The sequence below is a fragment of the Agrobacterium sp. GW821-FHT02D03 genome (assembly GCF_059421725.1).
Genome location: NZ_JBWKVN010000002.1, coordinates 23,879 through 35,946, shown reverse-complemented (window position 1 = coordinate 35,946; position 12,068 = coordinate 23,879). Strand labels below are relative to the sequence as shown.

Sequence of the window (12,068 nt, the reverse complement as noted above, 5' to 3'; positions counted from 1 at the left end):
TCCTCAAGCAAATCCCATCTTCGTATTTCGAAAAACGAGCCTGAACAGCAGGTTGCAGCCAACAACCAGCGCGACGAGAAGCAAGGTGGCTGCCCCGATCAGCTGGGGTACGTCATCCGTTTGGTAGGTGTAGATGACGCTGGCTAGAACTGCTGTTGATGGCGTGACCAGTAGAATGATGAGCGACAGCTCTCGCATCGTTCCGATGAAACTCAGCAGCATACCTGAAACGAGTCCTGAAGCGGCGAGCGGAGCTACAATTCTCCGAATGCGGCCGAACCAGCCAATGCCCTGGACGCGTGCCGATTCTTCGAGCGATTTGTCAATCTGGAGCATCGCGGCAATGCCGGTACGCGAGGTGTATGGCAGGTTCTTCACCGTCGCGATCAGCACGAGCAATGCAAACGTGCCATATAGCGCAGGGATTGGCCCTAAGGACTGGGAGAACATGCCGATATAGATGGCGCCAAACGCTACCGCTGGAAAAATGTAAGGCAGGAATGCCGCCATCTCGAGCGCCCGAGACGAAAGCGTACCCCGGTTGCGAACGACGACGTAGCCAATGAGAAAACCAAGAACAGCCGTTGCCAACGCCGTGAAGAATGCCAGTCGCAAGCTGTTCCAAGCGGCATTCAGTATCTGCGGGTTTTTGAACACGCCGGCATAGAGAGCATTTACGCCGCCGCGGTCACCGATCCAGTAGTGTAGTGTCAGGTTCGATAGATCGTAGTTTCCGGCCGTTCGAGACAATGACTGGAGCACGAGCAAGCCGAGTGGCATAACGACGGTGATGGACATGAGGAGCATGACCAACGCGAACACCAGCCAGCGGGCACGGCCCAGGTCGATCTCTCTGCGTCGGAAACCCTTGCCTGACATCGTGACGAAGCTTTTGCGAACGCCGATCATGCGCTGGTTAATCCAGATGAAGAGCACGGCGAGCAACACCAGAACCAGTGCCAGCAAATAGCCGTCACCCACATTGCGCGATCCGATGGCGGCGTAGATTTGCGTGGGTAAAACAAAATAGCGGATAGGCATTCCCAGAACGGCCGGCGTGCCGAACGATCCGATGACCCTTATGAATGTCATGACGACGGCGGAGCCGACGGCTGGCACAACGAGCGGAACCGTAATCGAGACGAACTGGCGAAACCGCGACATGCCGGCAATGGCACCGGCTTCCTCGAGCTGGCTGTCCACCGTCGAGAGTGAGCCAGAGATGATCAGGAAGCCATAGACGTAGTAGTGCAGCGAAAGGCAGATAATTATGGGGAGGCTGCCGAACGCGATCCAGTCCGGCGGCTGAACACCAAAAAGGTAAGCGAAAACGCCGGAAGCGCCTGCCACACGGTCGTTCTTGAAAAACGTTACCCAGGCAAGCGCCATGACCCATGATGGGAGCATGTATGGCAAAACGACAGCTGTGTTGACGAACTCGCGATAAGGAACGTTCGTGCGTACAACCACCCAGGCAAGCAGTGCGCCAAGCGCGAGGCAGATTGCTGTTGCTCCGAACGCTGTGACCAGGGAGTTCATGAACGGCTTGTAGAATAGCGCCCAGGACATACGACCGGTGAATACGCGCTCGTAGTGGAAAGAGGTCAATTCACCAACTGCGCGACCGGGGAGGTAGACGGCATCGTAAGGTTGGACTGTGACCGTTTCCCGGATCAACTGGAACAAGGGGACGATAACGAGCAGGCAGAGGATAATTGCCATGATAAGGGCGATGAGGCGGTCAGGGGCTGAGAGAAATTGGCCGACACGTCGCGACAATCGTCCTGCTCGTCCACTTTGCTGCGTCGTCTCGATTTCCGCTAAAGTCGTCATAATGTCCTCCCAAACGGCTCTCCAGGCCGCACGCCACTTCCAATTTTTCGTCTCGCCAAAGACCTCAGGCGACCTGTATTCGGGCTCCCTTGTTGTCCGGGCTGAGAACAGTCTTCCCAGACGTCAGTGGGACGTTCGCAGCTTCGCTGATTCCGGATGCGAGGCCCGCAGCGGATGCGAGTACGGGGCCTCCATAACGCAAAGAGCCAAGCTCCGTGAATGGGCAGACAGCCCCGCCAGCCTCCGCGACGATCAGAAGACCGGGTACACAATCCCAGGAATTCATGTGTAATTCGACGTAGGCGTCCGATCTTCCGTCGGCCACATAGGCGAGGCCAAGCGCTCCAGAGCCGGAACGGCGAACATTCGCACCCTTCGAAAGGAGGGCTTCAGCAACTTTGAGATATGTCGCGTTCGGAATCCGCGTCGACCAGCCGAGCTCCACTGAAGCGGTATCGAACCGTGTCGTTGAAGCGGTCGCGATCGAAGTTCCGTTGCGCGTCGCCCCTTGACCCAGCATTGCGAAATGGAGTTCATCAAGGGCCGGGTTAAAGATGGCGCCAAACTGGGTCACGCCATTCTCGATGTAGCCGATGGAAATACAGAAATGGGGGATACCCCTCGCAAAGTTTGCGGTACCGTCGATCGGGTCGACAACCCACACGCGGTCGCGTATTTCACCACCGCCTTCTTCGCCGAAAAAGCCATCGTTGGGATAAGCCGCCAAGATCGCGCTCCGGATGTGATCTTCAGAGGCTGCATCGGTCTCGGTCAGAAAATCCTGAGGGCCTTTCATCGTGAAACCGCCCTTCGACACCTGCTTGAAACCTTCAAGCGCCAATGCACCTGCCGAGCGGATGACCGCGTGGCACAGTTCGGCGCGTTCTTGGATGTCGCTCCGTGGAACTTCGCTATCAGGCATAGTCTTCTCCCTTGCACACGTGTTCAATGTTGCACACGTGTGCAAGCATGGCAACCCCAGATCCGTTCACTGGAAAGGTTTTCGCTAATCAGGAACGGACGGTGCCGCGCTCTATAAGCTCTACGGGCACTATTTGCGTCGAGACATGGCCATCGTCATGATCAAGTGCAGCAAGAACGGCGTCGGTCAGGACAGAGAATGATTGGCCAATCGTCGTGAGGTTATAGGAAATCCATGCGGCTTGTGGAATGTTGTCGAAGCCGATCACCGAAAGGTCATCTGGAACCGAGCGATTAAAGTCTTTTCTCGCTGAATCAAGGAATCCGAGCGCCATAAGGTCCGTCACGCAGAACGCCCCGTCGATTTGTGTGTCGCTCAGTAAGGCCTTGGCGGCCGCTATGCCTGTTTCGTATGCGGTCGGACCGACGCTCCACCGGACGACTTCTCCTCCGTGCTCAAGGATTGTCTCTTCAAAAGCCGTGGCTCGCCGGACCTGAGTTGGAGTGAGGCTGCCGCTGCAAACGACGGCGACTTTGCTGCATCGTGCTGCGATGAGCCGATCGGCGGCAAGCCGAGAACCCAGGATGTCATCGCTTAGAATGACATCGAGGTCGGGCCGGTTGGCATTGCGATTGATGACGATGAGCTTGACACCATTTGCAAGGCACTCGTCGACAATAGAGGCTGGAGGTTCGCCAGAAAGCACGACAATCGCACGCGCCCGAAATTCAAAGATCAGTTCGATCAGAGGCGCGATGTTACTACGCGCATCGGCGGCATTGAGGAGCAAACACTGTTGACCTCGTCGCAAAAGGCCAAGGCTCAGCATATCCAGTTGCTTTGCGATAAACGGAGAGGACAAATTTGCCCCCACAACTCCAACCAAATTGGAGCTCGATGTATTCAGGGTCTGCGCCAGGCGATTTACCCTGTAGCCGAGTTCTTCTGCAGCCTTCATCACGCGTTGGCGCACATCCGGCGAAACACTCGCGCCAGGAGTGAACGTCCTTGAAACAGCCGAACGGGAAACACCCGCCCTCTGCGCAACATCGATTGACGTCACAAAGCTCTTGGCCATCCAGGTACTCATTCCCTCGTGCGAAAACAAACCTGTACTCGGTTGAGTAAGGCCTTGCAATGCACTCGCGTGCATCTCGTCGCATACATCGGGTGCGTCGCTATCGGAGCGAACTAGATGTTTGATTTAGCCTGCTTGTTCTTGCAAACATTGTGGCGCACCGTCTACTCCCCAGGTCGAAAGGTCACTATCAACGATTTGAGCTCGACTTCTCTCACAAGCCGAGCGGCCTCATCTCGTGAGAACCAGGCAACTTTGCGCTGACCCGTTTCCTTGTATTTCTGCGCCGTTCTTGTAACTTCGATCTGGAAGACATCCACCACACATGGTGCCACGCGACCAGTATCGAGCCACTTGAGGTAAGTGTATCGACCGACCGGCTTTTTGCGTACGCGTCCGACCACGCCAGCTTCTTCGAAAGCCTCGATACGAGCTGCTTCATGCGGCTTCTTCTTGTTCATCGGCCAACCCTTGGGGATGATCCAGCGGCCGGTTCCTCGCGATGTGACAAGGAGAATTTCGATGTCACGATCGTCGGGTTTTCGGTAGCACAAAGCGCCATATTGGACTTCGAACGCCTTGCTGAACAGCTTTTCGGGCATCCCTGCAAGCTGTTGAAGCAATGATTTTCCAGCCGTAGCAGCCTTGTCCTTTTTCTTTGGCAATGTCCTGTTAGCTTTCCTCGTTGCGCGTGTTAAAGTGATGTGGGGAGTGGCCTTAAGCGTCAAGACTCGGTCAAGCGACGATAATCTGACAATATTAAACCGCCGGCGTCATCTAGATTTAGTATGCGCCAATGGGCTGCGGTGCCCTAATTCACCATATAAAGTCGATGATGCGGAATCTTCGCTCACCGAAATTTTTACAAGTGACAACACAAGGCGCAGATCTAGAAAGGCGAGCCTCGGGATGCCGGCGCGCTGAAGGATTTCATTCAGTAAGCCGCTTTGCCATCAGGATCGAAGGTGTCCGGTCGATTTCGACAAAGCCGAATTTAGCGTAAAATGCTACGACTTTTTCGTTGTGCTGGTTCACACCTAAATGGACGCCTTTTACTCCAGACATCATCAACGCACGCAGTTGATGTGCCAGCAGGGACGACCCATGACCGCCATTCTGCATCTCAGGCAGAAGATTGATGTGTAGATGCGCAGGGTAGGGCTGCGTCACCCGAATTGGTGTCCTCGATACGCTTCGGATATGAGTAAGGACGTTCTCATCCTCTATTGTCTGCGCTGAGAAATCGCGAAGCTCCTCTTTTAAGGAAGGCCACCATGCAGCCTCAAGCCAATCTTCGTAGGCGCTCGTATCGGGTGTCGCAACACAATAGCCCATGACGATGCCACTGTTTGTCAGCACGAATGCATTTTCTGGACAGAAACGAACATAAGGCAGCGCCCATAGCAATCCGGGAAGTCTTGGGTCCGTGTAGCGTCGTGATCCGTCCTCCCCGCTGTCTGCGGTGCGCACGCAGATATCGAGTATCGCCGTCTCATCGGACGGTTGGGCGTTGCGGATGACGACAGGTAATGATGGCGTTGGCATGTTCATGAGCGTGGCCTTACGCTGCTGCCAAAGGGGTGTGAAGTGCGTCATCGAAACGCTGCCAGGTCTCGGCAAGCTCGATGGTGCGCCGGCCACGGCGCGCCTCCTCGATTTTGATTGCCACGAGTCCCGCTTCCAGAGCCGCAACGATATTGACGGGCAGCGGGCTCGCCTCGGTCAGATGCCTGTAGATATCCAGAGCCATCTGATCATCGGCGCCATAGTGATCGCTTTCATGCCCCTCGTAACGCCGCTCGACAAGCTTTTCGCCTTTTATAGCGGAATGAACCTCAAAGCGATTACGAATGAAATCGCCCTCTGCCATTCCCTTGTTGCCGATCACGCAGAAGCGGCGAAACTGATCCGGAACGTTGAGGTTTGTATGAAACGCCATCGTCGCTCCGCCTTGATATTCGACGATCGCGGTCTGATAGTCGATGATGTCGCCATCGCCCTCGAAGACGGCATCGCTGCCCTGCCAACCGCTCGGCTTCTTGTAGAATTCCTGCTGTTGAAACGCGGAGAGTTGATCAGGCCGGTTTTCAGTAACGAATGACTTACGCCCCCCGAAGCTGGCAACGGCCATGGCGCGCTGCCCCACCACGCTGCCGTAAAGATCGATGTCGTGACAACATTTTTCCAGGATGAAAGGGCCGGCATGGCGCGTATGCCGTCGCCAATCCCGCATGAAGAACGCTCCGTGGTACGGCGCGATATGCTCGGATGCCTCGATCGAGGTTATGGTGCCGATGTGACCTTGAGCCTGCGCCATGCGCAAATCCCGATAAAGGTCGGAGTAACGCAGAACGAGGCCAACCATGACGCTTTCATGGCCGTATTCGGCAAGCAGTCGCGCCATTTTCAGTGTTTGATCTTCATCGATCACGACCGGCTTCTCGGTGAAGACGCGCACGCCCGCGCGCAGCCCCGCGGCGATTTGGTCCAGATGAAAAACATTGGGGGAACCGACCATAAGAAGATCAGGCCGCGTTTCCTTCAGCATTGTTTCCATTGTTTCGAAGCGACGTGGTTCCGGCAGGCCAGACGAAAGAATAGCCGGCAGCCCGGCAGGTTGGGGATCCATGAGGCCGAGGATTTGGAGATCTGGGCAAGCCTTGCGAAAGGAGGCGATGACATTGGCAAGCCGAAATCCAAGCCCGGCGACTGCGATTTTCATTTTTTAGTCCTGTTTGCGAGAATTGGGTGAATTAGGCGGATGCGTCGTCATCCGTTGGCGCGCCAGCAACGCGATCGAAGCGTTTTTCGAAATCCATGGTCTGGCTGCGCCCGCGCATGGAGGAGAGACGCCTGAAGTCCGGGCTCCCATGAGCAATCACGGGCAGCATGGCCGCACCTATGGCTGCTGCTTCCGGACCCAGTGCTCCAGCGCTCAGCCGGGGAATATCCCTTTTGCTCCGGGCGCTAACCGATGGCAAAAGGGGATAGGCCCGGTCAATCAGAGAGTTGTTGAGCGCTGGTGGAAAATGCCCTCCTACTATGATTGTCTGCGGGTCCATGATGTTCTCAAGCAGCGAAACCAGCAACCGGAGGCGTTTTGAGTTGAGATCGAGCCACCGCATCAAAACACTGTTGCGTTGAGCGTAGAGTTGTTCCAACACGCCGGGCCTAGCGATCTCTTTGCTTTCGCAAGACAGCATCGATGCAAGTTCGTCGATGGAGAACGGAGTCTGTCCCTCAGCATCTGGATTAGCGAATTCGGCAGGCCATGTTAGGAGGCCGATTTCCCCAGCATTGTTCCAAAATCCCTGAAGCGGCATGCTGTCATTGATGATGCCGGCGCCGAGCCCGTGCCCGACGAAAATATGAACGTAGTGGGTCAGTCCTGAGGCTCTGCCTACCCTCAGCTCGGCAACTGCCGCGGCTGTGGCGTCATTCTCGATGATGGTTGGAAGGCCGCAACAATCTTCGATAGCCTCCGCCACAGGAATACGGCTCCAGGCATCCCAGCCGGGCGGGCCGACGGGATGCTCGAACTCTGCTTCCTGCAGCGTTGGCATGGCGATGCCGATGCCCCAGGCAGGGCGATCTGAGGCAAGCGAACGCAGGCGCTGCGTGATATCGGTGATGGCACGGATCGTATCGGACGGGTCTTCGAGGGAGGCCGATGCGGTTTCGCGCCCCAGTTCATGTCCCGCTATATCGCAGACGATACCGAGCAGCCCGTCGCGATCCACATGGATGCCGAGACAGCACCCTGCGTCGGCACGCACTTGCAATCTTTTTTGCGGGGCGCCGCGCGCGCCTTCCTGTTGAATAGTTTCCACCACGAGAGAGCGGTCGATCAAATCCTTGCATATGTTGGACATCGTTTGCGCCTTCAGGCCCGTCACCTGAACAAGGTCGCGCCGACTGATGCCATCGGAAGAGCGTATAAGGTCGAAAACCAGGCGCCGGTTGTAGCGGCCCGAATATGTGTGATTGCTGCCCATCAGGCTCATGGGTGCCGGATCCTATTTAATCTATTAAATGGAATTTATCAGTCCGTCAGCGCAGGGTCAAGGTATGCGGGTCGGCCCCATTGCTTAGGTTCGTCATTTATCTGTCACGTAATGTCGATAAATCACCGGTAAATGCGGCTTGATTTTAAATCCATCTAATGGAATTAATATCGTCGCCTTCTTCTCAGTGACTTCAAAAAAGGGAACACAGTCATGCTGAAATGGACCTTGCGGCGGATCATAGCGGGCGCTTTGGCGTCGGTATCAATCCTGGGTATTGCGAATGCTGGAGAGCTTGTCGTCTATACTGCTCATGGGGAGGCAACGTCTGCTCCCATTCTCGGAGCATTCACCAAGGCGAATCCGGACGTGAAAGTAACCGTGGTGCGCGGTGGGACGGGTGAGCTCATAGAGCGCCTGCGTGCCGAAGGCGGCAACTCCTCGGCGGACGTGATGTGGGGCGGGCCGACGCAGACGTTCGAGGAAAATGCGGCGCTCTTCCAAGCATACGAGAGCAAGTCGGACGCCGATATGGTGACCAACGATCCCAATCACATCTGGCATCCGTTCACGGTGCTGCTGCAGCCTCTGATCGTCAGCACCAAGCGCGTCGAAGCCGGCTCCATACCCAAGACGCAAAAGGAACTTGTTTCACAGGATTTTGCGAAGAATGGTGGTCTGATCATTCCGGACCCTGCGAAATCCGGTACCGGCTACGTTATTCTCTCGGCCCTTGCTGGCAACTTCGGCTGGGATTTCGTCGGCCAGATGGCCAAGGGTGCGCGCATCGCGCCGGGTTCCGATGATGCATTCAATGCTGTGCGCGACGGTGAAGCGGCAGTCGGCTGGATCAACGAAGACCTCGGCGCGAAGTGGAAGGCGCAGGGCCTACCGATCGATATCGTCTATCCGAGCGACGCCGTCACCGGCCAGATCGATGCTCAGGCGATCGTCAAGGGCGCTCAGCACATAGACGATGCCAAGAGCTTTATCGATTTCCTGGGCAGCAAGACGGCGCATGAAATCGTTCGCGATGCCACTGTTCGACGCTCGGCACGCAAGGATGTAACGCCCCCCGGCCGCCCTGCCTGACATGTCCACCCTCACGATCGTGTCGGCTGTCGATCCCCGGCCCGTGGTCGTTGCTCGCTTCCAGGAGCTTCGTGGACAATGAAGGTGCTGCGCGACAATTGGCTGATCTTTTCAATCGTCGCGCTCGTGCTCTGCGGCCTGACGATCATCGTCCCGCAAGTTCGCCTGATGGCCGCCTCTCTTCTGGAGGAAGGTGGCCGTTTTACGCTTCTGCATAATAAGGACGGCTTGCAATCCGTGCCGGAAATGACCGCTCGGTACGGCGTGGAGAAAACCTCCGACGGGCTGGCAATAGCGTTAAGTTCGCCTGACCGCCTGACTGTCAGTGTCGAGGGCGACCGGACGCTTCGCCTCTCGTCGCAAGAGCCGATGTCGTTTGGCAGGGACGAGGCTGGGGTCATAGAACTCGATCTCGGCACCGCTCGGTTCGCGCTCTCACAACAGGCGCCGCGCGGACTTTTCGCCACAACAGCTCCGGCGCCGCTGGACCTTCAGGCGCAGGGGCCTAACTCCGTCTTATTGTCCCATGCCGTAAATGCCTATGTAACTTTCGAAAACAGGGCGCTGTCATTCTCTCCAATTCACTACATCGATTTCTTCACGCGCTCCGAAACCCTTTCCGCCACGGTCAACAGCTTGCTGATAGCTTTAACGTCAACCGGCCTTGCTGCTTTGATCGGCGTTCCTCTTGCCTATCTTATCGCGCGCTACCGAGTCGCCGGCAGCACGGCGATCGTTTTTCTCGTCACCATGGCGTCCGTCTCTCCGCCATTTTTGGGGGCTTATGCCTGGCGATTGCTTCTGGGACGAAATGGTGTTGTGACCAATTATCTCGGTCTCGATGTCTCGATCGTTGGCTTGCATGGCGTCATATGGGTTATCACCTGGCTGGTTTTCCCGATCATCTTTCTGCTGAGTCACACCTCGTTCCAGAGTTTGGATGCCGGTCATATCGAGGCGGCGGAAAGCCTCGGAGCCAGGCCACCTCGCGTGCGCATGACGGTTGAAATTCCGCTTGCGCTTCCCGGCATTATCACTGGTCTCTATCTGGCAACGATGGCAGCGCTGTCGGACTTTGGAACGCCGCGGATCATCGGTCTGGACGTCAATGCGCTTCCGGTTCTGATCTACACATCCTTCCTCAGCGAAGCCGGACGCAATCCCGCACTCGCGGCGACGGGATCGATGGTGCTTATCACCATCTCCAGCCTATTCCTCATGGCCCAGCAAATCTATCTGGCGCGACGTGGTTTCGCCGTGGTGTCGTCGCGCGCCTTGGAGCGCAAGCCACTATCGCCACTTGGACATACCATAGTTCTTGGAGCGATCAGCGCCGCACTTCTGATGGCATTCACGCCTCACCTGACGGTACTTGTGTCCAGCTTCATGGAATGGCGGGTCGGCCTGCCAACGCCGAACCTGACACTGGCAAACTACACGACCATGTGGCGCACCGGGATGGGTCCGGCCTGGGTGACATTGTCGCTCGGGATTGCCGGAACCCTGGCGGCGACAGCGATCGGACTGGGGATTGCCTATGTGATCATACGCAAGCGCTATCGGATCATCGCGCCCGTTCTCAGCCTTACCGTCATGATGCCCTACGTCATTCCAGGCACGGTACTAGGCATTGGCCTCATCATGATGTTCAACAAGGCGCCAATCCAACTGACGGGCACGTGGTTCATCCTCGTCCTCGCCTACCTCATTCGTAACCTGCCGTTTACGGTCAAGGCGTCAGAAGCGGCTCTGAGACGCGTTCACCCCGCACTCGAGGAGGCCGCAATCAGTCTCGGAGCACGTCCTTTCAGAGTGTTCGTGACCATTACCGCACCTCTGGTGCTTGCGGGTGCAGTAACCGGGGCAACGCTCACCTTCCTTCACATCGTGACGGAGCTGTCTTCCACCATCGTTCTCTATCGTCCGCCGTGGAAACCGATGACGGCTGTCATCTTCGAGAACACGCTGGTGGATGCCGATTTCGGTGTTTCCGCGGCACAGACCATTCTCCTGATGCTGATTATCTACATCCCTCTCTATCTCATCGTCCGATACGGCCAAGTTCGAGGAAAATCCTTTGGTTGAAATCTTATTGCCCAAAGCTGCCACACAAGGTTGCGAAGTCCTCATCGACGCGGTCTCCAAGAACTTCGGCAATCATACGGTTCTCAAGGACATCAGTCTCACCATCAAGCCCGGCGAATTTTTCACGCTGCTGGGGCCATCCGGTTGCGGCAAGACGACGCTTTTGCGAGCGATTGCAGGCTTCCATCCTATCGATGGTGGGAAGATCCTGTTCAATGGGCAGAATGTGACCTCGCTTGCCGCGTGGGACAGGAATATCGGCTTCGTTTTTCAGAACTATGCGCTGTGGCCGAACCAGACAGTCTTCGACAATGTCGCGTACGGGCTGAAGCTGCGTAAAGTCTCCAAGGGCGAAGTCGCGGAAAGGGTTCGGGCCGCGTTGGCGCAAGTCGAACTGCACGGCGTCGAAAAGCGCTTTCCCGCAGAGATGAGTGGCGGCATGCAGCAGCGCATCGCGCTGGCGCGTGCGCTCGTCATCAATCCGCCGCTCCTCCTCATGGATGAGCCGATGTCCAACCTCGACGCGCGTCTACGCGTATCTCTCCGCCACGAGCTGCGCAGTCTGCAGAAAAGGCTCGGCCTGACGGCCATCTATGTGACGCATGATCAGGAAGAGGCTCTGGAAATGTCGGACCGGATCGCGGTCATGCAGAACGGCATAGTGCAACAGCTTGCAGATCCTGAAACCATATACTTGCGACCGGCCAACCGCTTCGTGGCGGAATTCGTCGGCAGTGCGAGTTTCCTCGAGGGCACTTTTGAGGCGACGGGTTTCCATATGACGGATGGATCGAGGCTACCTATTTTAGAACGAGGCCACCGTGGCAAGGGCACGCTTGTGGTGCGGCCTGAACAGGTGATGATACGCGAGTGCGGCGGCGCGCTGACCGATGCGACAGTGGAAGATCGTCGCTTCATGGGCAAGGCTTGGACCCAAAGCCTTCGGCTCGATAATGGTACGATCATCTCCGTGGAGACCCGAAACGCAATTGATGTGGGATTGCGCGTCGGCGTGGACTTCGAGACCATAACTTTCCTACCCGTGGAAGCATAA

10 protein-coding genes are annotated in these 12,068 nt (G+C 56.6%); 3 read left to right on the top strand and 7 right to left on the bottom strand.

Features of this window, described 5'->3' with window-relative positions:
- Positions 1-3: 3 nt before the first annotated feature.
- The 7 genes from AC07U5_RS13730 to AC07U5_RS13700 form a co-directional block, all read right to left on the bottom strand.
- The gene (locus AC07U5_RS13730) at positions 4-1,833 is read right to left on the bottom strand and encodes an ABC transporter permease (RefSeq protein WP_494723326.1); all 1,830 of its coding nucleotides are present in this window, start codon (positions 1,831-1,833) and stop codon (positions 4-6) included.
- 64 nt (positions 1,834-1,897) lie between these two features.
- The gene (locus AC07U5_RS13725) at positions 1,898-2,755 is read right to left on the bottom strand and encodes an inositol monophosphatase family protein (RefSeq protein ID WP_494723325.1); all 858 of its coding nucleotides are present in this window, start codon (positions 2,753-2,755) and stop codon (positions 1,898-1,900) included.
- 88 nt (positions 2,756-2,843) lie between these two features.
- Complete coding sequence (locus AC07U5_RS13720; protein ID WP_112359076.1) at positions 2,844-3,833, bottom strand: LacI family DNA-binding transcriptional regulator; 990 nt, start codon at positions 3,831-3,833, stop codon at positions 2,844-2,846.
- A gap of 164 nt (positions 3,834-3,997) precedes the next feature.
- Complete coding sequence (locus tag AC07U5_RS13715; RefSeq protein WP_494723324.1) at positions 3,998-4,498, bottom strand: NUDIX hydrolase; 501 nt, start codon at positions 4,496-4,498, stop codon at positions 3,998-4,000.
- A gap of 265 nt (positions 4,499-4,763) precedes the next feature.
- The gene (locus AC07U5_RS13710; RefSeq protein ID WP_062442943.1) at positions 4,764-5,384 is read right to left on the bottom strand and encodes a GNAT family N-acetyltransferase; all 621 of its coding nucleotides are present in this window, start codon (positions 5,382-5,384) and stop codon (positions 4,764-4,766) included.
- Between the two features lie 10 nt (positions 5,385-5,394).
- Positions 5,395-6,555 (bottom strand): Gfo/Idh/MocA family protein, encoded by a 1,161-nt coding sequence (locus AC07U5_RS13705; RefSeq protein ID WP_494723323.1) that lies wholly within the window; start codon positions 6,553-6,555, stop codon positions 5,395-5,397.
- Positions 6,556-6,586: 31 nt separating this feature from the next.
- The gene (locus AC07U5_RS13700) at positions 6,587-7,837 is read right to left on the bottom strand and encodes an ROK family protein (protein ID WP_494723322.1); all 1,251 of its coding nucleotides are present in this window, start codon (positions 7,835-7,837) and stop codon (positions 6,587-6,589) included.
- Positions 7,838-8,050: 213 nt separating this feature from the next.
- Here AC07U5_RS13700 and AC07U5_RS13695 point away from each other — a divergent pair, with 213 nt between their 5' ends.
- The 3 genes from AC07U5_RS13695 (at position 8,051) to AC07U5_RS13685 (ending at position 12,068) form a co-directional block, all read left to right on the top strand.
- The gene (locus AC07U5_RS13695) at positions 8,051-8,929 is read left to right on the top strand and encodes an extracellular solute-binding protein (RefSeq protein WP_494723321.1); all 879 of its coding nucleotides are present in this window, start codon (positions 8,051-8,053) and stop codon (positions 8,927-8,929) included.
- Between the two features lie 78 nt (positions 8,930-9,007).
- Positions 9,008-11,014 carry an ABC transporter permease gene (locus tag AC07U5_RS13690; protein ID WP_062426881.1) on the top strand — a complete coding sequence of 669 codons (2,007 nt, stop codon included), beginning with the start codon at positions 9,008-9,010 and terminating at the stop codon, positions 11,012-11,014.
- Positions 11,007-12,068 carry an ABC transporter ATP-binding protein gene (locus AC07U5_RS13685; protein WP_113225807.1) on the top strand — a complete coding sequence of 354 codons (1,062 nt, stop codon included), beginning with the start codon at positions 11,007-11,009 and terminating at the stop codon, positions 12,066-12,068. Before AC07U5_RS13690 ends, AC07U5_RS13685 begins: the two co-directional genes overlap by 8 nt.

Coding starts and splice junctions, on each gene's coding strand:
- AC07U5_RS13730 (WP_494723326.1), bottom strand. CDS start 1,833: ATGACGACTTTAGCGGAAATCGAGACGACGCAGCAAAGTGGACGAGCA.
- AC07U5_RS13725 (WP_494723325.1), bottom strand. CDS start 2,755: ATGCCTGATAGCGAAGTTCCACGGAGCGACATCCAAGAACGCGCCGAA.
- AC07U5_RS13720 (WP_112359076.1), bottom strand. CDS start 3,833: ATGGCCAAGAGCTTTGTGACGTCAATCGATGTTGCGCAGAGGGCGGGT.
- AC07U5_RS13710 (WP_062442943.1), bottom strand. CDS start 5,384: ATGAACATGCCAACGCCATCATTACCTGTCGTCATCCGCAACGCCCAA.
- AC07U5_RS13705 (WP_494723323.1), bottom strand. CDS start 6,555: ATGAAAATCGCAGTCGCCGGGCTTGGATTTCGGCTTGCCAATGTCATC.
- AC07U5_RS13700 (WP_494723322.1), bottom strand. CDS start 7,837: ATGAGCCTGATGGGCAGCAATCACACATATTCGGGCCGCTACAACCGG.
- AC07U5_RS13695 (WP_494723321.1), top strand. CDS start 8,051: ATGCTGAAATGGACCTTGCGGCGGATCATAGCGGGCGCTTTGGCGTCG.
- AC07U5_RS13690 (WP_062426881.1), top strand. CDS start 9,008: ATGAAGGTGCTGCGCGACAATTGGCTGATCTTTTCAATCGTCGCGCTC.